26 protein-coding genes are annotated in these 21,263 nt (G+C 67.7%); 17 read left to right on the top strand and 9 right to left on the bottom strand.

The features are described from left to right. Window positions 1–127 precede the first annotated feature (127 nt). Complete coding sequence (locus DK26_RS20170; RefSeq protein ID WP_349236331.1) at window positions 128–724, bottom strand: histidine phosphatase family protein; 597 nt, start codon at window positions 722–724, stop codon at window positions 128–130. A 139-nt stretch (window positions 725–863) separates the two neighbouring features. Between DK26_RS20170 and folP the strand changes: the two genes are divergently transcribed. Genes folP through folK form a run of 3 tightly spaced genes read left to right on the top strand, consistent with a single transcriptional unit; the run spans window position 864 to window position 2,585 of the window. Continuing rightward, on the top strand, window positions 864–1,697 hold the full coding sequence (folP, locus tag DK26_RS20165; protein ID WP_066476176.1) for a dihydropteroate synthase: 834 nt from the start codon (window positions 864–866) through the stop codon (window positions 1,695–1,697). Further along, complete coding sequence (gene folB, locus DK26_RS20160) at window positions 1,694–2,068, top strand: dihydroneopterin aldolase (protein WP_066476174.1); 375 nt, start codon at window positions 1,694–1,696, stop codon at window positions 2,066–2,068. Before folP ends, folB begins: the two co-directional genes overlap by 4 nt. Continuing rightward, window positions 2,058–2,585 carry a 2-amino-4-hydroxy-6-hydroxymethyldihydropteridine diphosphokinase gene (folK, locus tag DK26_RS20155; protein ID WP_248310047.1) on the top strand — a complete coding sequence of 176 codons (528 nt, stop codon included), beginning with the start codon at window positions 2,058–2,060 and terminating at the stop codon, window positions 2,583–2,585. Before folB ends, folK begins: the two co-directional genes overlap by 11 nt. Before the next feature lie 142 nt (window positions 2,586–2,727). Here folK and fabI read toward each other — a convergent pair whose 3' ends face one another. From fabI to DK26_RS20140, 3 genes are all read right to left on the bottom strand, one after another. Further along, window positions 2,728–3,567, bottom strand: coding sequence for an enoyl-ACP reductase FabI (gene fabI / locus DK26_RS20150; RefSeq protein WP_066476173.1), 840 nt, complete (start codon window positions 3,565–3,567; stop codon window positions 2,728–2,730). A gap of 206 nt (window positions 3,568–3,773) precedes the next feature. Further along, window positions 3,774–4,691, bottom strand: a complete 918-nt coding sequence (locus DK26_RS20145) for a DnaJ C-terminal domain-containing protein (RefSeq protein WP_066476171.1) — start codon at window positions 4,689–4,691, stop codon at window positions 3,774–3,776. 92 nt (window positions 4,692–4,783) lie between these two features. Beyond that, window positions 4,784–5,137, bottom strand: coding sequence for an RT0821/Lpp0805 family surface protein (locus DK26_RS20140; RefSeq protein ID WP_248310046.1), 354 nt, complete (start codon window positions 5,135–5,137; stop codon window positions 4,784–4,786). Between the two features lie 237 nt (window positions 5,138–5,374). On the opposite strand from DK26_RS20140, the gene pdxH reads away from it, so the two are divergent. The 5 genes from pdxH (at window position 5,375) to DK26_RS20115 (ending at window position 8,158) form a co-directional block, all read left to right on the top strand. Next, on the top strand, window positions 5,375–5,989 hold the full coding sequence (gene pdxH / locus DK26_RS20135) for a pyridoxamine 5'-phosphate oxidase (RefSeq protein ID WP_066476169.1): 615 nt from the start codon (window positions 5,375–5,377) through the stop codon (window positions 5,987–5,989). A gap of 69 nt (window positions 5,990–6,058) precedes the next feature. Next, entirely contained in the window at window positions 6,059–6,781 is a 723-nt protein-coding gene (locus tag DK26_RS20130; protein ID WP_066476462.1) for an SDR family oxidoreductase, read from the top strand. Beyond that, on the top strand, window positions 6,778–7,260 hold the full coding sequence (locus DK26_RS20125) for an NUDIX hydrolase (protein WP_210312361.1): 483 nt from the start codon (window positions 6,778–6,780) through the stop codon (window positions 7,258–7,260). Before DK26_RS20130 ends, DK26_RS20125 begins: the two co-directional genes overlap by 4 nt. Continuing rightward, window positions 7,257–7,700, top strand: coding sequence for a TIGR02301 family protein (locus DK26_RS20120; protein ID WP_066476168.1), 444 nt, complete (start codon window positions 7,257–7,259; stop codon window positions 7,698–7,700). Before DK26_RS20125 ends, DK26_RS20120 begins: the two co-directional genes overlap by 4 nt. 188 nt (window positions 7,701–7,888) lie before the next feature. Then, window positions 7,889–8,158, top strand: coding sequence for a hypothetical protein (locus DK26_RS20115; protein ID WP_066476165.1), 270 nt, complete (start codon window positions 7,889–7,891; stop codon window positions 8,156–8,158). Between the two features lie 124 nt (window positions 8,159–8,282). Here DK26_RS20115 and DK26_RS20110 read toward each other — a convergent pair whose 3' ends face one another. The 4 genes from DK26_RS20110 to DK26_RS20095 all read right to left on the bottom strand — a co-directional run bounded on the left by DK26_RS20110 (window position 8,283) and on the right by DK26_RS20095 (window position 12,160). Next, the gene (locus DK26_RS20110) at window positions 8,283–9,551 is read right to left on the bottom strand and encodes an RNA polymerase sigma factor (protein ID WP_066476163.1); all 1,269 of its coding nucleotides are present in this window, start codon (window positions 9,549–9,551) and stop codon (window positions 8,283–8,285) included. A 69-nt stretch (window positions 9,552–9,620) separates the two neighbouring features. Continuing rightward, window positions 9,621–10,040, bottom strand: coding sequence for a YciI family protein (locus tag DK26_RS20105; protein WP_066476161.1), 420 nt, complete (start codon window positions 10,038–10,040; stop codon window positions 9,621–9,623). A 71-nt stretch (window positions 10,041–10,111) separates the two neighbouring features. Then, a complete protein-coding gene (locus DK26_RS20100; RefSeq protein ID WP_066476159.1) occupies window positions 10,112–10,534 on the bottom strand; it encodes a YciI family protein in 423 nt (140 codons plus the stop codon). A 210-nt stretch (window positions 10,535–10,744) separates the two neighbouring features. Continuing rightward, on the bottom strand, window positions 10,745–12,160 hold the full coding sequence (locus DK26_RS20095) for an aspartate aminotransferase family protein (protein WP_066476158.1): 1,416 nt from the start codon (window positions 12,158–12,160) through the stop codon (window positions 10,745–10,747). A gap of 246 nt (window positions 12,161–12,406) precedes the next feature. Between DK26_RS20095 and DK26_RS20090 the strand changes: the two genes are divergently transcribed. The 3 genes from DK26_RS20090 (at window position 12,407) to DK26_RS20080 (ending at window position 14,695) form a co-directional block, all read left to right on the top strand. Continuing rightward, the gene (locus DK26_RS20090; protein ID WP_066476153.1) at window positions 12,407–13,291 is read left to right on the top strand and encodes a folate-binding protein YgfZ; all 885 of its coding nucleotides are present in this window, start codon (window positions 12,407–12,409) and stop codon (window positions 13,289–13,291) included. Continuing rightward, window positions 13,288–13,920 carry a DNA-3-methyladenine glycosylase I gene (locus tag DK26_RS20085; protein WP_066476152.1) on the top strand — a complete coding sequence of 211 codons (633 nt, stop codon included), beginning with the start codon at window positions 13,288–13,290 and terminating at the stop codon, window positions 13,918–13,920. The genes DK26_RS20090 and DK26_RS20085 overlap by 4 nt, the downstream gene beginning before the upstream one ends. 175 nt (window positions 13,921–14,095) lie before the next feature. Then, window positions 14,096–14,695, top strand: coding sequence for an HD family hydrolase (locus DK26_RS20080; protein ID WP_066476150.1), 600 nt, complete (start codon window positions 14,096–14,098; stop codon window positions 14,693–14,695). Window positions 14,696–14,885: 190 nt separating this feature from the next. Here DK26_RS20080 and DK26_RS20075 read toward each other — a convergent pair whose 3' ends face one another. Next, a complete protein-coding gene (locus DK26_RS20075) occupies window positions 14,886–15,173 on the bottom strand; it encodes an SH3 domain-containing protein (protein ID WP_157089746.1) in 288 nt (95 codons plus the stop codon). A gap of 226 nt (window positions 15,174–15,399) precedes the next feature. Here DK26_RS20075 and DK26_RS20070 point away from each other — a divergent pair, with 226 nt between their 5' ends. From DK26_RS20070 to DK26_RS20045, 6 genes are all read left to right on the top strand, one after another. Then, on the top strand, window positions 15,400–16,086 hold the full coding sequence (locus DK26_RS20070; RefSeq protein WP_066476149.1) for an OmpW family protein: 687 nt from the start codon (window positions 15,400–15,402) through the stop codon (window positions 16,084–16,086). Window positions 16,087–16,244: 158 nt separating this feature from the next. Then, complete coding sequence (gene aceB / locus DK26_RS20065) at window positions 16,245–17,855, top strand: malate synthase A (RefSeq protein ID WP_066476147.1); 1,611 nt, start codon at window positions 16,245–16,247, stop codon at window positions 17,853–17,855. Between the two features lie 59 nt (window positions 17,856–17,914). Beyond that, window positions 17,915–18,370 (top strand): nucleoside deaminase, encoded by a 456-nt coding sequence (locus DK26_RS20060; protein ID WP_066476146.1) that lies wholly within the window; start codon window positions 17,915–17,917, stop codon window positions 18,368–18,370. 162 nt (window positions 18,371–18,532) lie between these two features. Then, a complete protein-coding gene (locus tag DK26_RS20055) occupies window positions 18,533–19,570 on the top strand; it encodes a DUF3616 domain-containing protein (protein WP_066476144.1) in 1,038 nt (345 codons plus the stop codon). Window positions 19,571–19,578: 8 nt separating this feature from the next. After that, complete coding sequence (locus DK26_RS20050) at window positions 19,579–20,151, top strand: NUDIX domain-containing protein (protein ID WP_066476142.1); 573 nt, start codon at window positions 19,579–19,581, stop codon at window positions 20,149–20,151. A gap of 161 nt (window positions 20,152–20,312) precedes the next feature. Beyond that, complete coding sequence (locus DK26_RS20045) at window positions 20,313–21,209, top strand: hypothetical protein (protein WP_066476141.1); 897 nt, start codon at window positions 20,313–20,315, stop codon at window positions 21,207–21,209. The last annotated feature ends 54 nt before the right edge of the window (window positions 21,210–21,263 follow it).

Below are 21,263 nucleotides of genomic sequence, written 5' to 3'. Positions count from 1 at the left end.
CCATGAACGCCGCAGCCGCGCGGCTCCCCGGCGAGCGTAACTGCTCGGTTCGCGATGAATGCCCTATGAACGCCGGAGGGACAAGCCGAAACGCGGTTAAGGGCTCCTCACGGAACGCAGCTTTCGGTTACTTCCAGCTCGCCTTGTCGCCTTCGACGACCAGGATCTTGCCCTGCCAGATCTCGACCTTCGCGGCCTCCGCCGGGTCGACCGCGCCGATCAGCGCCAGCACGGCGCGCGCCACGCCGCCATGGCTGACCATCACGGTATCGGGCGCCATCGCCTCCAGCGACGGGCGGATGCGCTCGGCCAGCATGCGGTAGCTCTCGCCGCCGGGCGGCACGAAGCCCCACTTGTCACGCTCGCGCGCCTGGGCGAGCTCGCGCTCGCTCTTGCGGATCTCGCGCCAGGTGAAGCCTTCCCAGTCGCCGAAGGTCAGCTCCTTGAGCTGCTCGTCGATGCGATAATCGTCGGGCGGCAGGGCGAGCTCGTTGCGCAGGATGGTCATCGTCTCGCGAGCGCGATGCATCGGCGAGGCGACATAGGCACTTGTCGCGAATTCCGGCTTCAGCGCCCGCAGCCGGTCGGCGACTTCCGCCGCCTGCATCCGGCCGAGCGCGTTCAGCGGGATGTCCTGCGAGCCTTGCAGACGGCCCTCGCGGTTCCAATCGGTTTCGCCATGGCGGACGAGGAAAAGGCGGCCCGGAATCGACATGCGCATCATGCGCAGCCTCATGCACGCTGGCGCCCGCAGCGTCAAAGCGGCGAAAGCGCCGCAGGGCTGCCTCACACGCATGCGAGCTTTCCGGTGGCCCGGGCCGCGCAGCCTGTGTATAGGCGGCTCTCGCCCTCCAGGTCGCCGTATGAACACCTCTCTAACCTTGCCGGACGGCCGCAGGCTCGCCCTCGGATCCGCCCCCCTGCTGATGGGCGTGGTCAACGTCACGCCCGATTCCTTCTCCGATGGCGGCCTCTTCGCCGATCCCGCCGTCGCGATCGCCCATGGCCTGAAGCTGGCGCAGCAGGGAGCCGACATCGTCGACATCGGCGGCGAGTCGACCAGGCCCGGCCATGAGCGTCTCGATGCGGCGGCCGAGCTCGCCCGCGTCCTGCCGGTGATCGCCGGCATCGCGACAACTAGCCTCGTGCCGATTTCGATCGATACCTACAAGGCGGAAGTCGCCGAGGCTGCGCTGAAGGCCGGGGCTGCGATCGTGAACGATGTTTGGGGCGCCCAGCGGGAGCCGGCAATCGCTGAGGTCGCCGCCCGCTTCGGCGCGCCGATGGTGCTGATGCACAATCGCGACGACATCGATGCCGGTCTCGACATCCTCGCCGATGTCCTGCGCTTCCTGGAAAAGTCCATCGGCATCGCCGTCGCGGCCGGCGTCCCGCGCAGCCAGATCGTGCTCGACCCCGGCATCGGCTTCGGCAAGACGCCGGAGCAGAACCTCGCCTTGATCGAGAAGCTCGATAGTCTGCCGAATGCGCTCGGCTGCCCGGTCCTGCTCGGCGCCTCCCGGAAATCGACGCTCGGCCTCGTCACCGGCAAAAAGATCCCGGCCGAGCGGCTCGCGGCGACCCTCGCTGCCCATCTCTACGGGGTGATGCGCGGGGCCGCGATCATCCGGGCCCACGACATCGACGAACATGTCGACGCGCTCAAGATCTGGGCGGCGATCAGGAGGACGGCATGAGCGCGACCGGTCAGATCTTTATCGAGGCGCTCGACCTCTACGCCTATCACGGCCATTTCGCCGAGGAGGGCCGCCTCGGCCAGCGCTTCTCGATGGACCTCGTCCTCGATTGCGACCTGCGGGCATCATCGGTCAGCGACGATCTCGCCGACACTGTCGACTATGGCGAGGTCGTCGCGCTCGTCACCCGGACCTTCTCGGCGAAGCGCTTCAAACTGCTGGAGGCCGCGGCACGCGCCCTCGCCGATGCGATCCTGGCGCAATATGCGCCGGTGACCCGCGTCTCGGTAACCCTGCGCAAGCCTTCGCCCCCCATCCCCGGACGGATGGAATCGGTTGGCATCAAGCTGGATTTCCAGCGTGAAGCTTGAGGCGACGCTCGGCCTGGGCGGCAACATCGGTGATCCCGTCGCCGCCTTCGCCGCGGCGCTGGCACGCCTGCGCGACCATGACGCGATCAGGCTGACGGGTATCTCCTCGGTCTGGCGAACGGCGCCCTGGGGCAAGCTCGACCAGCCGGAATTCCGCAATATGGCCGTGCTGCTAGAGACCAAGCTTTCGGCCGACGACCTGCTGGAACTCTGCCTCGCCATAGAGCGCGAGAGCGGCCGCGAGCGCCGCGAGCGCTGGGGGCCGCGCACGCTCGACATCGACATCCTGACCTATGGCGGCCAGGCGATCGACCGGCCCGGCCTGCAGATCCCGCACCCCCGCCTCGCCCAGCGCGCCTTCGTGCTGGCGCCGCTCGCCGAGATCGCGCCGAAAGAAATGATCGGGGGCTTCACGGTCGGCGCGCTGCTGGCGGCGACCGCGGATAGCGACGTCAAACGGGACGATACGGAGACGGCGCGGCTGAAGGCCATGCTCGACCAGCCACAGCGTCTCTAGGTCGGCGAACGGTGTAACGGGCACGGGTGCCCATTACAAAGCTCGACGCCTTTCCGGGGGGCCCGGAGCAGCGCCGCTACGCGGCTTCTCCGGGACAATGTCGGCGTGGCTCAGCGCGGCCCAATGACCTGCGCGCCTGCGCTCACTCGCCCTTGTCGAGCGTGATGTCCGGCGCCGTCGGCACCTTCATGCCGACGACATGGTAGCCGGCGTCGACGTGCATGATCTCGCCGGTGATGCCGCGCGACATGTCGGAGACGAGGAAGACCGCGGTCTCGCCGACCTCCTCGATGGTGACCGTCCGGCGCAGCGGCGAGTTGTATTCGTTCCACTTCAGGATGTAGCGGAAATCGCCGATGCCGGAGGCGGCGAGCGTCTTGATCGGGCCGGCCGAGATCGCGTTGACGCGGATCTTCGAGGGGCCGAGATCGGCGGCGAGATACTGCACGCTCGATTCCAGCGCCGCCTTGGCGACGCCCATGACGTTGTAATGCGGCATCCACTTCTCGGCGCCGTAATAGGTCAGCGTCAGCATCGAGCCGCCATCGGTCATCAGCTTCTCGGCGCGCTGGGTGACGGCGGTGAAGGAGTAGCAGGAGATCAGCAGCGACTTGGTGAAGTTCGCCTCGGTCGTCTCGACATAGCGGCCGGTCAGCTCGTCCTTGTCGGAGAAGGCGATGCAGTGGACGACGAAGTCGAGCTTGCCCCAGAGCCTTTCGATCTCGGCGAAGACCGCGTCGATCGTCGCGCCGTCGGTGACGTCGCAATGGCCGACGACATGGCCGCCGAGCTGCTGCGCCAGCGGCTCGACGCGCTTCTTCAGCGCATCGCCCTGATAGGTGAAGGCGAGCTCGGCGCCGGCGTCGGCAGCCGCCTTGGCGATACCCCAGGCGATCGAACGATTATTCGCGACACCCATGACGAGGCCGCGCTTGCCCTTGAGCAGGTTGGCGGTGGGGGTGGCGCTGCTGGAATCAGCCATCTGAGACCTTCAAACTGGACGAACCGGAGGGTCTCTTAGAGCAGGCGGTGAAAACTGGGAACCGCTTTTCGCGGCGCGCCGGTTCCAGAGCAAATCATGCTCTCGCCGAATCGGCATTCCGGAAGAGCCGCGATCACGCCACGCCGGGACTTGTCGCAAGGCTCGGCCCCCTGCGACGGCTTCCCGCGTCCTGCTGGTCTGTCCTATCAGCCGGCCCGCGCCTTCATCAGCGCCGTGAGCTCGGCATCCTCAGCCGGCATCTCGATGTCGAGCGCGACGAAGAGATCGCCGGACTCGCCCTTCTTGCCGGTCGGCAGCCCTTTGCCGCGCAGGCGGAACTGCCGCGTCGTGCTGGTCAGCGGCGGAACCTTCATCTCGACGGCGCCGGACAGGGTCGGCACATGGACCGGCCCGCCGAGCACGGCGGTGGCGAGCGGCACGGCGACGCGGCTGCGCAGGTCATGGCCGTCGATGGTGAAGCGCGAATCGGGCTTGACCTTGATGGTCATCAAGACGTCGCCGCTCTCGCCGGTCAGCGGGTGCGGCTGGCCAAGCCCGCGCAGGCGCATCACCTTGCCGTCGGCGACGCCCTCGGGGATCGTCACCTCGACCTCGCGGCCACCCGGCAGCTTGACCCGACGCGTCGCGCCGTTCACCGCATCGGCGAGCGCGACCTCGAGCGTAAAGCTCTGCTCCGGCGGCTTCGGCGGCGGGCTCGCGCGGCCCCGGCCGCCGCGGCGCGCCGCATCGCCGAACAGCGAGCCGAAGATGTCCGCCGGATCGAAGCCGGCATCGCCCCCCTGGCCGAAGGGCGAGCCGCCCTGGCCGAAATGATATTCGAAACCGCCCTGGCGCGCGCCGCCGCGGCCGGCGCCCATGCCTTCGAAGCCGGAGAATTTCGGCTTGCCCTCGGCATCGATCTCGCCGCGGTCGAACTGCTTGCGCTTGTCCTCGTCGCCGAGGATCTCGTAGGCGCCGTTCAGCTCGGCGAAACGGTCCTGGGCCTTCGGATCGCCCTGGTTGCGGTCTGGGTGCAGGTCCTTGGCGCGGCGGCGATACGCCTTCTTGATCTCGGCATCGCTCGCCGATTTCGCCACGCCCAGAACCTGATACGGATCACGCATACATGCACCCCAGATGAATTGAGTCTCCCGGCGCGCCGGAAGCGCTTCCTAGATGGGGTGACTGTGGCGCGTTGGCAACAGGGGGACTGCGCTCAGGCCGCGCCTTTCCAGATCTTGGCGTCCTTGACCGCCCATTCCCCACCGGAAGGCCGGCAGGCTGTACCCTGCAGCCTGACCGGACCGCTCTGCAGCGCCATCGAGGCCAGGAAGGCCCGGCAGATCTCGTCTTCCTTCAGGAAGGGCCCGCCCACCGGAGTGAAAGTGCCCTTCATGCCGCTCTGGGCGTTGTCCCAGGAGACCGGCGCGCCATTGCCCTGCGGGTCGAGCGCCAGAGCCATCGCCCCTTCCGCCCGCCGCCAGTCCTCCGGACCGAGATCGGGCGCAAGCGCCACCAACGGGCCGTGCTCCGGCCCGCCGCGTGCCGGCAGCACCGAAGAGGTGGTCATGGCGATCTCGTCCTCGGACTTGCTCGACAGGCCGAGGATCGGAAACGAGATCGAACAGCCGGCTGAAGCCAGCGCCAGCAGCAGCACACCGGCGAAGGATGCCCGGCGCGCAACCGGGCTGCGCTGATACGGGCTCTGGCCCGCTCGCCGCTCTGGCCTATATATGTCTCGCCACTCAAACCGCATTACGGATCGCGCTCGCCCTAACGCTTCCTGAAACTATCGAGGACTAAGCACGTGAATCCGTTAAAGAGCGGTGACTTCACCGAGGCCAGCGAGCCCTTCGCCCTGTTCGAGAGCTGGTTCGAGGAGGCCAAGACCTCCGAGCCGAACGACCCCAACGGCATGGCGCTCGCGACGGTCGACGCCGATGGCCTGCCCAATGTCCGCATGGTTCTGCTGAACGGCCGCGGGCCGGACGGCTTCGTCTTCTACACCAACACGCAGAGCCAGAAGGGCGAGGAACTGCTCGGCCAGAGCAAGGCCGCGGCGCTGTTCCACTGGAAGAGCCTGCGCCGCCAGATCCGCATCCGCGGCCCTGTCGCGCTGGTCAGCGATGCCGAAGCCGATGCCTATTTCCAATCGCGCCCGCGCGACAGCCGGATCGGCGCCTGGGCCTCGCAGCAGTCGCGGCCGCTGGAAAGCCGGTTCGCCCTGGAGAAAGCGGTCGCGAGCTATGCGATGAAGTTCGGCGTCGGCGAGATTCCGCGCCCGCCACACTGGACGGGCTTTCGCATCACTCCGGTGTATATGGAGTTCTGGCGCGACGGCGCCTTCCGCCTGCACGACCGCATCGTCTTCCGCCGCACCTCGCCGAGTGAGGCCTGGGCGAAGACCCGTCTCTACCCCTGAGGAAAGTCACACGACATGCCGATGCCGAAATTCGACTTTCCGAAGACCGAACCGGGCAAGCGCCCGGTCATGCTGCTGACCGGTGCCAGCCGCGGCATCGGCCACGCCACCGTCATGCAGTTCGCCATGGCGGGCTGGCGCATCCTCTCCTGCTCGCGCCAGGCCTTCTCGGAGAAGTGCCCCTGGCCGTCCGGGGCCGACGATCATGTCCAGATCGATCTCGGCGATCCCGAGGATACGATGCGTGGCATCGCCGAGATCAAGAAGCGCCTCGCGGCGGAAGGCGGCAAGCTCCATGCACTGGTCAACAATGCCGGCATCTCGCCGAAGGGCGCCGGCGGCGCGCGCCTCGGCGCCGCCACGACTTCGTTCAACGACTGGCACAAGGTCTTCCAGGTCAATTTCTTCGCGCCGATCATGCTGGCGCGCGGCCTGCTCGACGAGCTGACCGCCGCCAAGGGCACGATCGTCAACGTCACCTCGATCGCCGGCTCGCGCGTCCATCCTTTCGCCGGGGCGGCCTACGCCACCTCCAAGGCGGCGCTCGCCAGCCTGACCCGCGAGATGGCCGCCGATTTCGGCCCGCTCGGCATCCGCGTCAACGCGATCTCACCCGGCGAGATCGACACCGCGATCCTCTCGCCCGGCACCGAAAAGATCGTCGAGAAGCTGCCGATGCAGCGCCTCGGCAAGACCGAGGAGGTCGCCAAGGCGATCTATTTCCTCTGCACCGACGCCTCGAGCTACGTCACCGGCGCCGAGCTGCACATCAATGGCGGGCAGCACGTTTGAGCGCGCAAGGCGGCCGCGTCATCCCCTTCCCCACGGCGGGCAAGCAGCCGGCCCTGCCGGTTCTGGCCGCCTCGGTCGCCGTCTTCCGTGACGGCAAGGTCCTGCTCGCGACCCGCACCAAGCCGCCGGCCGACCAGCTCTGGTCGCTGCCCGGCGGCAAGGTCGAGCTCGGCGAGAACCTCGAGGCCGCGGCCTTGCGCGAGCTGGAGGAGGAGGTCGGCGTCAGCGCCCGGATCCTCGGCTTCAACCGCCATGTCGAGATCATGGGGCGAGATCCTCAGGGAGCCGTGACGCATCACTTCGTCGTCGCCTCCTTCGTCGGCGAATGGCTCGCCGGCGAACCGAAGCCAGGCCCGGAAGCCGGCGCCGTGATGTGGGCCGATCCGTTGCGGCTCGGCGGCATTCCGACGACGCGTGATCTCGGCGACGTGCTGCGCCGCGCCGCCGCCATCTTCGCGAAGGAGACCGGTGGCCGATGACGGCGCGGCTCCTCGGCACGGTCCTGCTTTGCGCGCTTCTCGCCGGCGGGCCGGCCTTGAGCCAGACGAATCAGCTGCGTCAGTCGCCACCCGCCGCGCAGCGCCAGGAGGCGCCCGCACCCGAGCCCGAGGCGCCTCCGCCCCCTTACGAACCGCAATTGCTCAAGCTCGCCGAGATCATGGGCTCGCTCGCCTATCTGCGCACGTTGTGCGGCGCCCGCGAGGCGCAGGACTGGCGCGAGCGGATGGCGGCGCTGCTCGAATCGGAAGGGCGTGGCCCGCAGCGGCGCGAGCGACTGGCCAGCGCCTATAATCGGGGCTTTCGCGCCTATTCGACGACGCATAGGGTCTGCAGCGAGGGCAGCCAGGAGGCGTCGAGTCGGCTTGCCGGCGAGGGGGAGAAGCTGGCCCGAGCTCTGGCGGGGCGGTTCGGCGGCTGATTCTGTGCCAGAATGCCGCACATCTTCAAAACTCTCCCCTGCAAATTAACCTTTCTTAAAGACCATGATGGCGCCCAGTGGCGGCTCCACCTATAAACTTTCGGACCATCGCTCGAACTGGAGATGCACGAATCGCATGTCCGATCGAAACCGCGCCTCGTTGCCGCCTGCCGGGTTCTGAAGCCTTCATGTCCGTACTCTCCGACGATCTGCCGCTCGACCCGCTGCTCGCCGAAGATGTGAGGGACGCTCGCCGCGTCGCTTACTGCTACATCGAGGACGCCTTCGTCGAAGGCCGTCAGGACGGGCTCGATTCCGACGCGCTGGCTCACGCCGCCCTGTTCGCGGCGATGCGGACGCTGGTCGAGACCTATGGCGAGGAGGCAACCGCGGTGTTCGCCGAGGCCCTGCCGGAAAAGCTCCGCACCGGCACCTTCACGACCGGCACGCGCCACTAATACAGGACGTCATGCTCGGGCTTGACCCGAGCATCTCAGGCTGGAGGAGGTTCCGGCGCGTGCCTTCTCGTCATGAGTTTCTCGGGTCTGCGCTTCGCTCCGCCCGAGAATGACGGCAGGACCCTCAGCCGGCCGCCTTTCCCGCCTTCTCCGCCCGCGCCAGCAGCAGGTCCTGCTCGCGCCGGTTCCTGGTCATGCCGGCCGCGCGCATGAACTCGGCCTGCGCCTCGCCATGGCGGCCGAGCTTGCCGAGCAGATCGGCCCGCACGCTCGGCAGCAGGTGGTAGCTCTTCAGCGCCGGCGCCGTGGCCAGCGCGTCGACGAGCGCGAGCCCGGCAGCCGGTCCTTCGGCCATCGCGACCGCCACCGCCCTGTTGAGCTCGATCACCGGCGAGGGCGTCAGCGCGCCGAGCGCGCCATAGAGCGCTGCGATCCGGGCCCAGTCGGTCTCCTCCGCCTTGCGTGCCCGGGCATGGCAGGCGGCGAGCTCGGCCTGCAGGACATAAGGCCCCGGGGCCGGCGCCAGCCTGCGTGCGGTGTCCAGCGCCTTGAGGCCGTGATTGATCAGCAGGCGGTCCCAGAGCGCTCGGTTCTGGTCGAGCAGCAGCACCGGCTGGCCGTCCTGGCCGATTCGGGCGCGCAGGCGCGAGGCCTGCAACTCCATCAGCGCGACGAGGCCGTGCACCTCCGGCTCCTGCGGCGCGAGCCCGGCAAGGATGCGCCCGAGCCGCATCGCCTCCTGGCACAGGCCCGGACGCACCCAGTCCTCGCCGGCGGTCGCGGAGTAGCCCTCGTTGAAGATCAGGTAGACGACCTCGAGCACCGAGCCGAGCCGTTCGGCGAGTTCCGGTCCATGCGGCACCTCATAGGGCACCTTCGCCTCGGCCAGCGCCTTCTTCGCCCGCACCAGGCGCTGCGCCATGGTCGGCTCCGGCACCAGGAAGGCGCGGCCGATCTCTTCGGTGGTCAGGCCGCCGATCAGGCGCAGCGTCAGCGCGAGCCGCGCCTCGATCGCGAGCACCGGGTGGCAGGCGGTGAAGATCAGCCTGAGCAGATCGTCGCCGACCTCGTCATCGAGCGCCTCCTCGAGCTCGGCTATCGGATCGACCTCCTCGTCGAGATCGCGGCCGATCTCCTCGTGCTTGCGCTTCAGCATCTTGTCGCGGCGCAGTCCGTCGAGGGCGCGATGCTTGGCGGCCTGCATCAGCCAGGCGCCGGGATTGCGCGGTACGCCCTCGCCCGGCCATTGCTGCAGGGCCGCGACCAGCGCGTCCTGCGCCAGCTCCTCGGCCCGGCCGACATCGCGGGTGACGCGCGCCAGCCCGGCGATCAGCTTGGGAGCCTCGATCCTGAAGACCGTCTCGATAGTGCGGTGTATATCGCTCGCCGACATCGGCTGCGATAGACAGCATCAGGATCGCCGGCTGGCAAGCCGCCCCGGCCGTGGGGCGGCTCGGCGGCTTTAGTCGCCGATCTCGCTCTTGAGCCGCTGCCAGGTCGCCTCGGTCTGCGGCGTGACGATCTCGCCGAAATCGGCGAGATCGTAGAGCGGACGGATCTCGATCTCGGAAGGACCAGGCATCGGATTGGGGCAGCGCTTGACCCAGGCGATCGCCTCATCGAGCGACGCGCATTCCCAGAGCCAGTAGCCCGCGACGAGTTCCTTGGTCTCGGCGAAGGGGCCGTCGACGACCGCGCGCTTTGGCCCGTCGAACTGAACGCGCACGCCCTTCGCGCTCGGCTGCAGGCCATCCCCGCCCTTCATGATGCCGGCTTTCACCAACTCCTCATTATAGGCCATCATCGCTTCGAGCAGCTCCTGGCTCGGCGGTGCGCCGGCTTCGCTGTCCTTGGTCGCCTTGACCATCACCATGAAGCGCATTGATCTTCTCCTTGAGTGGGTAACGGATCGGCCGAGCTGCGCTGCGGCCGTCTTTTGAAAGTGGGATAAGTTCAGCTGGCGAGCTTCGCCGCCTCGGCGCGCACCCGCTCTTCCTGCTCGCGCAGTTCCGGCGTCAGCACCTCGCCGAAATCTTCCATCTCGAAGACCGGCCGCAGCTCGATCTCGGTGCCGCCGTCGAAGGGCCCGCGCTTCAGCCATTCGATGGCTTCGTCGAAGGAACGGACCTGCCAGATCCAAAACCCGGCGAGCAGCTCCTTGGTTTCGGTGAAGGGGCCGTCGGTGATCATCCGCTCCGTACCCGAGAAGCGCATGCGCAGCCCCTTCGCGCTCGGATGAAGCCCGTCCATCGCCAGCATCACGCCGGCCTTCACCAGCTCCTCGTTATAGGCGCCCATCTTGGTGAGCATGTCCTCGCTCGGCATCACGCCGGCTTCGCTGTCCTTGTTGGCCTTGACCAGAACCATGACGCGCATCCGTCTTCTCCTGCCTCTGGGTTTTCTTTGCCCTGGTGTCCGGAGCAGGAGAATTCCTGCCCTCTGTCTTCACGTCGAACGAGGCGCGGCGAGATCGACAGGCCGTCGAACTTTTTTCAGACCTCGGCGCAAATTTTTTGCAGCAGGCGAAACCGCGATCGCCGAGACATCGCTCGGGACGCTGCGAACGCGACAGGGCAGCGGCTAAACTCAGCCGCGGCAGGCGCGCCAGGCGCAGAGGATCGCGGCCACCGTGGCGTCGGCGTCCTCGGTATCGGTCGGCCATGAGATCACCGACAGCCGCATGATCGCGAGGCCGCGCCATCTCGCGCCCCCGGCGAAGCAGGTTCCGTCGGCCTGCAGGCGGGCGATCACGGCTTGCGTCAGCGCATCGCCTTCGGCCGCCGGTAGCTCGGCCCCGAAACGCACTGCGACCTGATTCAGGCAGACCTCATTGAGGACCTTGATCCCCGGCTCACTGGCGAGAGCCTGCGCGATGCGGCGCGCCAGGGCACAGTGACGCTCGATCATCGCCGCAATGCCGGATCGGCCGAGATGGCGGATCATCGCCCAGCTGGCAAAGCCCCGCGCCCGCCGCGACAGTTCCGGCACGAAATGGCTGGGATCGCGCTCGCCATCCGCAACTTCTGGCAGATAGCTCGCGGCCGCCGTCATGGCGCGGCGATGCGCTTGCACATCGCGGATGATCGCATAGCCGCAATCATAGGGCGTCTGCAGCCATTTATGGCCATCGGTCGCCCAGGAATCGGCCTCCTCGACACCGGCGACCTGTTCGGCTGTCTGCTGGCAGGCCCTGGCCCAGAGCCCGAACGCCCCGTCAACATGAACCCAGGCTTCGTGCCGGTGCGCGAATGGGATCAGCCGGCGGAAGGGATCGCTGGCGCCAGTATTGATCTGGCCGGCCTGCAGCACTGCGATCGCCGGCCCCTCGCCGGCCTTCAGCGCCACAGCGAAGGCCTCGGCCTCGATCCGCCCCTGTGCATCGGTCGCGACCCTGACGACGCGGTCATGGCCGAGCCCGAGCAATTGCAGCGCCGAGAACACCGTGGTGTGCGCGTCGTCGCCGATCACCACCTTGATCGGCGGCGCTCCGAACAGGCCCCGCGCCTCGACATCCCAGCCCGCGCGCCGCAGCATCTCGCTGCGCGCGGCCGCCAAGCAAACGAAGTTCGCCACAGTCGCGCCGGTGACGAAGCCGACGGACGCTTCCCGCGGCAGTCCGAGCAGGTCGAGCAGCCAGCCGGCCGCGACCGTCTCCGCTGCTGCGGCCGCCGACGATGCCTGATGATTGCCGGCATTCTGGCCCCAGGCGCTGGTCAGCCAGTCGGCCGCGACGCCGACAGGATGCGAGGCGCCGATGACCCAGCCGAAGAAGCGCGCACCGGCCATGGCGTGAAGCCCGGGCTGCATCTGCGCGTCGAGCGCCGCGATCACCTCGCCGGCCGATAGGCCCGTTTCGGGGGTCGCTGCCGCAAGGCGGTGCAGCATCTCGCCATAGTCGGCCAGCGGCCGCTGCGGCCGGTCTAGCAAGGTCTCGCGGAACGAGGCGGCCCGCCGTGCCGCATCGCTGAACAGCCCGGCTTGATCGAAGGACGGCTTCGGCATGGCACGCACTCCATGACGCTGACGAAGGCATTCTGGCAGGAACGGAGCCATTGTCAGCAGGCCGTGCGAGAGCCCGTCGACCCTGTTCCGGCGCTGCGCAGAGCACCCGTTTCCTGGCGAGCCCAGGGAAAACCGCCTCGCCATCGGCATTGCCGGCACGGCGCCGGTTGAGGACCGCGCCGAAGCGACCTAACTATCCCTGCGAACGGCGCCCAGCCGCAGCCACCACGAAGCGTAAGGTCCGACATGCCGGCGATTAGACTGGTCGACCGCGGCGTCATCCGCGTCAGCGGCGGCGATGCCCGCGACTTCTTGCAGAACATCGTCACCAACGAGATGGATGAGGTCACGACCGGGAAGGCCGGCTACGGCGCGCTGCTGACACCGCAAGGCAAGATCATCGGCGATTTTCTCGTCGTCGCCGTGCCGGAGGAGGATGGCGGCGGCTTCCTGCTCGATTGCCCGCTCCTCCAGACTGCCGATCTGATGAAGCGTCTGAAACTCTACAAGCTGCGCGCCAAGGTGGCGCTCGACGACCTCACCGAAAGCACCGCCGTCATCGTCGCGGGCGATGGCGGCCGCCTGCCCGAGGAGGTCGGGCTGCGCTATGCCGATCCGCGCCTGCCGGAGCTCGGCGACCGGGCGATCACCGACCGGGACGGCGTCGATGAGGTCGCCGGCGGCGAGATGGACGACTATCACGCCCGCCGCATCGCCCTCGGCATTCCCGATGGTGGACGCGACTTTGCCTATGGCGACGCTTTCCCGCATGAGGCGCTGCTCGACCAGCTCGGCGGCGTCTCCTTCAAGAAGGGCTGCTATATCGGCCAGGAAGTGGTCTCGCGCATGCAGCATCGTGGCACGGCGCGCTCGCGGGTCGTGCCGGTGGTCTTCACCGAGGGCCTGAACCCGGAGGACGGTGTCGAGGCCAGCGCCGGCGGCAAGCTGCTCGGCCGCGTCGGCTCCTGCGCCAGGGGCCGCGGCCTTGCCTTGCTCCGGCTGGACCGGGTGGCCGATGCGCTCGCCGCCGGCCACGGGCTCGATGCCGGCGGCCTCCCTTTCACCCTGCGGAAGCCCGGCTTCATCCGCTTCCCCTTCCCGGGCGAGCCCGAATTCGGAGCCGCGGCATGAGCGACGTCATCAGCGGGCGCGAGGCGGTCCAGGGACCGGACGGCAAGTATCGCTGCGTCTGGCCGGGGAGCGATCCGCTCTACCTCGCCTATCACGACACCGAATGGGGCGTGCCGGAATATGATTCCCGCGCGCTCTGGGAAAAGCTGATGCTCGACGGTTTCCAGGCTGGCCTGTCCTGGATCACCATCCTGAGGAAGCGCGACGCCTTCCGCGCCGGTTTCGCCGGCTTCGAGCCGGAGAAGGTCGCGCGTTTCGGCGAGGCCGATGTCCAGCGTCTGCTCGCCGATGCCGGCATCGTCCGCCATCGCGGCAAGATCGAGGGCACGATCCGCAATGCAAGGGCCTATCTCGAGATCAGCGAGAAGCAGCCCTTCACCGACTTCCTCTGGAAGCATCTCGACGGCCGGGCGACCCAGAACACCTTCCGGACCCATGAGGGCGTACCGGCGGAGACCGCTGTGTCGAAGGCGATCTCCAAGGAACTCAAGGCCGCCGGCTTCACCTTCTGCGGCCCGACCATCGTCTACGCGGTGATGCAGGCCTGCGGCATGGTCAACGACCACCTCACCGGCTGCTTCCGCTGGCAGGAATGCGCGGCGCTCGCACGCGACAGCCGGCCAGCGTGATGATGAGGTCATTCCTCTCAGCCCTCATCTTGAGGAGCCATTCCGGTAGGAACGGCGTCTCGAAGGATGCTCCAGCAGGTTCCAGAGCCATCTGGACCATCCTTCGAGACGCCGCTTCGCGGCTCCTCAGGATGAGGGCCGGCATGGGACCAGCGGCTGGGCAGCCATCGTCGCCATGACCCGCTCCCCCGCCCCCCCGCGCGCCTGGCAGCGCATGCTGTCGGGCCGGCGGCTCGATCTGCTCGATCCCTCGCCGCTCGATGTCGAGATCGAGGACATCGCCCATGGCCTTGCCCGCGTCGCCCGCTGGAACGGCCAGACGCGCGGCGCCCATTCCTTCTCGGTCGCGCAGCATTCCCTGCTGGTCGAGGCTATCGCCGGCCATCTCAACCCCGACTGGCCGCGGGAGTGGCGGCTGATGGCGCTGCTGCACGATGCGCCGGAGTACGTCATCGGCGACATGATTTCGCCGTTCAAGGCGGTGATGGGCGACGCCTACAAGGGAGTCGAATTGCGCCTGCTCGGGGCGATCCATCTGCGCTTCTCCCTCCCCGCGGCGACGCCGGCGCTGGTGAAGCGCAAGAACAAGGAGGCCGACCACGTCGCCGCCTTCCTCGAGGCGACGGAACTCGCCGGCTTCGAGCGGGCCGAGGCGTTGCGCTTCTTCGGCCGACCGCAGCCCCTGCCGCGCGAGGTCCTCGACCTGCTGAAGCCCGAGCCGACGGAAGTCGCGCAGGGAGCGTTTTTGAAGCGGTTCGGCGAGCTGGCAGGATAGGGCGCGGGATCCCCTCTCCTGGAAGGAGAGGGGTAGGGGTGAGGTGTTCGGACCGGAAACGTTGGCCTGAACCCAACCGCGCTGTCAGGCCTCGCCGAACTGGTCACAGGGCCTACACCTCACCCTGCCCTCTCCTTACAGGAGAGGGTTCCCCGCGCTTGTAGTGTCAGCCGGCCGCCCTGCGACCGCTTCAGTAACAAGAAACAAATTCCCGATAGACCCAGCCCACGACCTGGCTCGTGCCGCGTGGGCGGATCAGCACCCAGGGCCGGCCGCGCTCGTCGAAGCTCGAATTCACCACCCTGACGCCGACCCCGTTGGTGACGCGGCCGATGATGTCGCCATTCGGTGTCTCGCGGATGTTGAGGGGCGTGCCGGTCGGATCGGTCACGGCGCAGCGATTCTGGGCAAGGGCCGGACCTGAGGCCAGTCCGGCGACGAGCGTGACGGCGAGAAGTCCGAGGCGGGCGGCTGTCATTCTGGGATCCTTCATCTCGTCGCGCCGGCGTCCGGCCAGCCATGCCCTGAAGCCATGTCGCCGCCAGGGCGGTTTTCGCTTGGGCATTGTCACGAAAATGCCACACTCCTCCGGGTTCCGCCGCGCCCGCCCCGATCTTTGACAGAGGTCAAAGAACGGCAGGCCTGCAGCATGGTCGAAGCGATCTGCACCGCCTCATGCGGCCCCTCCGTGCAGGAACCCTCCGATGACGTCTCGTATCGCCCTCGCCTCGCTCGCAGCCGCGCTCCTGGGCGCGACGACGCTGGGCGCCACCGCCTCCGATCTGCCCTCGCGCAAGGCCGCGCCCTCGATGACCGCGATCGATCCCTGGAGCCCCTGGATGATCCGCGGCCGCGCGCTCGTCGTCATGCCGCAGGAATCGGCCAGCCTGCGGGCCGGCGGCGCGCCGATCGTCGGCGGAGACGTCTCGATCTCGACCTCGGTCGTGCCCGAGCTCGACATCACCTATTTCTTCACCCGCAACATCGCGGTCGAGCTCATCCTCGGCGTCACCCCGCATAATGTGAAGGGCGCGGGAACGCTGGCGGGCGCCCGCATCGGCTCCGCCTGGCTGCTGCCGCCGACCCTGACGCTGCAGTACCATTTCGACCCGATCGGCGCCTTCAAGCCCTATGTCGGCGCCGGCATCAACTACACCGTCTTCTTCGACGAGAAGGCCAAGGGCGGCTTCAGCAGCTTCGACCTGAAGGATTCGTTCGGGCTGGCTCTCCAGGCCGGTGTCGACATCATGATCGACCGGCACTGGGGCATCAATTTCGATGTGAAGAAGATCTTCCTCGAGCCCAAGGTCAAGGTGAATGGCGGCGCTATCACCGGCAAGGCCAAGATCGACCCCTGGATCTTCGGCACCGGCGTCACCTACCGCTTCTGACCAGTCATAGGCTGGCAACCAGGTCGCCGCCGAAGCAAGCGGCGACCTATTTTGTCCTATCGGGAAAAGGTCCTCGGCAATTTCCTGCGCTTCCGGCGAAAATGATCCGGCAGCATAGTGGCGCCCTGTAAGCGTTCAAACGCCTGAAGGAGCCTGCCATGTCCAGCCCCGCGCCCAGCCTCTCACTGCCCAAGGGCGTCGTCGTCAAGGGCGCCCTCGCCGCGCGCTATGACGAGATCCTGAGCCATGATGCGCTCGCCTTCGTCGCCGATCTGCAGCGCCGCTTCAACGAGACGCGCAAGCGCCTGATGGCGGTCCGCGCCGAGCGCCAGAAGCGCTTCGATGCCGGCGAGACGCCCGATTTCCTGGCCGAGACCAAGCATATCCGCGAAGGCGACTGGAAGGTCGCCCCCATCCCGGCCGATCTGCAGGACCGCCGCGTCGAGATCACCGGGCCGGTCGACCGCAAGATGATCGTCAACGCGCTCAACTCCGGCGCCAAGGTCTTCATGGCCGATTTCGAGGACGCCTCTTCGCCGGTCTGGGCCAACATGGTCGAAGGCCAGATCAACCTCAGGGATCGCTGGGCCGGCAAGATCGACTTCACCGACGCCACCACCGGCAAGGCCTACAAGCTCAGGGACAAGCCCGCCGTCCTGATCATCCGCCCGCGCGGCTGGCACCTGCCGGAGCGCCACATCGAGATCGACGGCGAGATCGCCTCGGGCGCGCTGGTCGATTTCGGCCTCTATGTCTTCCACAATGCCAAGGCATCGCTGGCCCAGGGCTCGGGTCCCTACTTCTACCTGCCCAAGCTCGAGAGCCATCTCGAGGCGCGCCTGTGGAACGACGTCTTCGTTGCCGCCCAGACTGCGCTTGGCCTGAAGCCCGGCACCATCAAGGCGACGGTTCTGATCGAGACCCTGCCGGCCGCCTTCGAGATGGACGAGATCATCTACGAGCTGCGCGAGCACATGGCCGGCCTGAATTGCGGCCGCTGGGACTACATCTTCTCCTTCATCAAGAAGCTCGCCCGCAACAAGGCCTTCGTCCTGCCCGACCGCTCGCAGGTGGTGATGACCAAGGCCTTCCTGCGCGCCTATTCGCTGCTGCTGATCAAGACCTGCCATCGCCGCGGCGCCTTCGCCATGGGCGGCATGGCGGCGCAGATCCCGGTCAAGAACAACCCCGAAGCCAACGCCGCCGCCTTCGCCAAGGTCAAGGCCGACAAGGAGCGCGAGGCCGGCGACGGCCATGACGGCACCTGGGTCGCCCATCCCGACCTCGTCCCGGTCGCGACCGAGGTGTTCGACCGGCTGATGCCGCAGCCGAACCAGCTCGACAAGAAGCGCGAGGACGTCAATGTCGGCCGCGCGGACCTGCTCGAAGTGCATGAGGGCACCCGCACCGAAGCCGGCTTCCGCGAGAACATCCGCGTCGGCGTGCAGTATCTCGAGGCCTGGCTGCGCGGCCGCGGCGCCGTGCCGATCTACAACATGATGGAGGACGCCGCGACGGCCGAGATCAGCCGCGCCCAGATCTGGCAGTTCGTCCAGTACGGCGTCGAGGTCGACGGCGGCACCAAGGTCAGCGCCGAGCTGTTCAAGCGCTGCATGCCCGAGGAAATGGAGCGTGTCAGGGGCGAGCTCGGCGCCGAGACCTATGACAAGGGCCGCTTCCCGGAGGCGATCCAGCTGTTTTCCAAGCTCTCGCTCGCCCCGGAGTTCGAGGACTTCCTCACCGTCCCCGCTTACGCCAAGCTCGGCTGATCCTCCGGCAGGCGTCGCCGATGCGGCGCCCGCCGGTCCCCGAACAGCGGGAGCAGCCAATGTCCGACGAAGACTTCATGCGCGAGGCCGTGGCGCTCGCCCGCGGCAATGCCGTGCAGGGCGGACGCCCCTTCGGCGCCGTCCTTGTCCGCGACGGCATCGTCGTCGCGCGCGCGGTCAATCGTATCCACGAGACCAACGACCCGACCGCCCATGCCGAGCTCGAGGCCATCCGCCAGGCCAGCGCTGCGCTCGGCTCGCCCCGGCTCGACGGCGCGACCATCTATGCCAGCGGCCATCCCTGCCCGATGTGCCTCGCAGCCATGCACCTCACCGGAGTGAAGGCGGCCTTCTTCGCCTATTCCAACGAAGACGGCGAAGCTTTCGGTCTCTCCACCGCCAGGGTCTATGCCGAGATGGCCCATGCGCCGCAGGCCCAGTCGCTGCCGCTGCGCCCCTTGAGACCCGCAGGCGAGGCCGGACTCTACGAAGAATGGGCAGGCAAGCGCGGGTAGCACCGCCCGGGCGGACCATGACTTCTCCTGTCCTGCGGCTCGCCCTGGCGCACCTCGCTGCCTAGACTGGCCCGCAGCCTTGCAATCTGCGAGGCTGCGGGCCAGCCATTCCCGGGTTCGCAGATATGCTTGCCTGATTCTCCGCCGCCGCTTGGACACCCCATGTCGTCACGCCTGCTTTCGCTCCTGTTCGCCTCGACGCTGCTCTGTCCTGCCATCGCCGCAGCCGTCACGCTGAAGCCCGAACAGCGCCTGCGGGCGGATGGCGACTTCTCCGGCAAGAAGCCCGGCAAGACGGCTGTCGACCTCAGCGGCCTCGCCTGCATGCCATCGGCGACCGGCACCTTGCGCTGCCTCGTGATCAACGACGAGGGCTCCTTCGCGCAGTTCGCCCAGATCGCCGAGAATCGCGTCACGCCGGGCGCGACCGTGCCGCTGATCGGCGACAAGCCCTCCGAAGCGACGCTGGGAACCCCGCCGAGCGGCATCTGCAAGGAGGCCGGCGCCTTCGCCGAGCTGGACGGCGAGGCCGTCACCTTCTCCGCCGGCGCCTTCTATGTCGCCGGCTCCCATGGCTGCTCTCGCAACAAGGGCGAGTTCCGGCTCTCGGCCTTCCATCTCGCTCGCCTCAAGGTCGACGAAGCCGGCACGCCGTCCGGCAAGATCGAGCTGACCTACCGGCTCAGCGACATGCTGCGCCAGGCCGGCGATGCCGCCCCCTATTTCGGCAAGGCGCTGAACGACGAGAACGGCATGAATCTCGAAGGCGTCGCCGTCACCGGCCCGATCCTGTGGGCCGGCCTGCGCGCGCCCTCGCTTGCCGGAAAAGCCTTCCTGGTCGGCGCGCCGGTCGATGCCCTGTTCGCTCCCGGAAATGCGCCGGCAACGGTCGTCCCGACAGTGGTCACCATTCCCGCCGAGCGCGACCGCGGCATTCGTGATCTCGCCGCCCTGCCCGACGGCCGCCTGCTGGCTCTTGTCGGGCCGGCGGCCGAGCAGGCCCTGCCCTATTCTCTTCTGCTGGTCGACCCGATCAAGCCCGAGGGAACCAGGCTGCTGGGCGACCTGCCCGAGCGTCCCGGTCTCAAGGCGGAAGCGGTGACGATCCTCGGGCAGCGCGGCGGCCGGCTCGATGTCATCGTCGGCTATGACGGCGCCAAGAATGGCGGCTTCGAGCGCTATCGCCTGCAACTGCCCTGAGCTTTCCGATGACCGATCTCAACTTCCTCGGCCGTCTCGAGCCGCTGGTGACGCGCTATCGCACCGAGGTCGCCAGCCCGCGCGAGCATCTCGCCCTGCTGCGCTGGCAGATCGGCGAGCGCCACGCCCTCGCCGAACGCGACACCTTTCCCGGACACGTCACCACAAGCGCCTTCGTGCTCTCGCCGGATCATGCCCGCATCCTGCTGATCGACCATGTCGTGATCGGCCGCTGGCTCCAGCCCGGCGGGCATTACGAGCCGGCGCCGCACTTCCACGAATCGGCGGCGCGCGAGGCTGTCGAGGAGACTGGCGTCGCCGGGCTTGTTCTCCATCCCTGGCACCGGGGCGACGACCTGCCCTTCGCCATCGACAGCCATGAGGTGCCCGGCAAGCCCTCGCGCGGCGAGCCGGCGCATATCCATCACGACCTGCAATATCTCTTCCTCGCCGACCCCGCTCTGCCGCTGGTCGCGCAGGAAGAGGAAGTCCATGCCGCGGCCTGGAAGCCGGTCGCGGAACTGGCGGAGATCGCACCGGTCGCCTTCGCCCGCCTGCGGACTATTTCCTCTTCGGGCTAAGACCCCGCCGTGCGCCCGCTTCCATAGAAATGCAGCTATCGAGAAACTGCGCTCGCCTTCACATGAGCTGCGCACTTCGCCGCATGCCGTTCAAGTTCGGAATCTTTGTTGCAATTCGTTTGCATTAGCATAACTTGATTTCATGCAATCGGAACGCCGCGATGCCCAAGTCCGCCCTCCTCGCCCTCGTCGCTTCTACCGCCTTCGTCCCCGCCTTCGCCGCCGACCTGCCACAGCGCAGGAATGCGCCGGCTGCGCCTCCCACGCTCTCGGCCTGCACCGAGAGCGATAGCATCCCGATCGATGCCTTCGGCTTCACCACCGGCTCGGAAGTCGCCGATCCCGGATCCTTCGGCGCCAGCCTGAGCTATGGCGGCGGCTTCGGCGTCCGCGATGGCCGGCAGGCCGCGCACGGCCTGCAATTGCAGGGCTCCTACGGCCTCTTCCCCTGTGCCGAGATCGGCCCTTACCTGCTGGGAGGCTACACCGACGCGACGATCGCCGGCGTGGCCGCAGATGCGCGCAGCCTCGGCGCCGGCTTGGAGATGAAGTACCGCCTGCTCGGCCGCGACCTCAACGGCATCGGCCTCACCGTCATCGTCGATCCCAGCTTCAACCGCAGCGACCCGACCGGCGGCGGCGAGTTCACCACCTACAACACCGGTTTACGCCTCTTCGCCGACGCAGCGCTCGTCCGCGGCAAGCTCTATGCCGCCGCGAATCTCTCGCAGGATCTGACCTGGACCGGCCCGAGCCCCTATCTGCGCTCATCGACCCTGACGATCGGCGGCTCGCTCGCCTGGCAGGTCGTCGACGGGCTGTATCTGAGCGGCGAAGTCCGCCATCAGCGCCGCCAAAACGAACTCGGCCTCGGCGGCAATGTCGGCTACGCCACCTTCGCGGGGCCCGGCGTCTTCTGGCAGGCGACCAAGGCCCTCGCGCTCTCGGCAGCCTACAATATCCAGCTTGCAGGCAAGGCCAAGGGCCAGCCGGGCGATCTCGACATCACCAATTTCAGCCAGCATCTGCTGAAGGTGAAGGCGGCTTACAGCTTCTGAGAGCCCGCCACGCGGCAATGTGTACCGGCGGCATCCGCCCAGCGCGGTGACAAA

Origin of the sequence: Allobosea sp. WAO (assembly GCF_001509835.1) — a bacterium.
In the GTDB taxonomy this organism is placed as follows: Bacteria; Pseudomonadota; Alphaproteobacteria; order Rhizobiales; family Beijerinckiaceae; genus Allobosea.
This window is presented reverse-complemented; position numbering and strand designations above follow the sequence as displayed.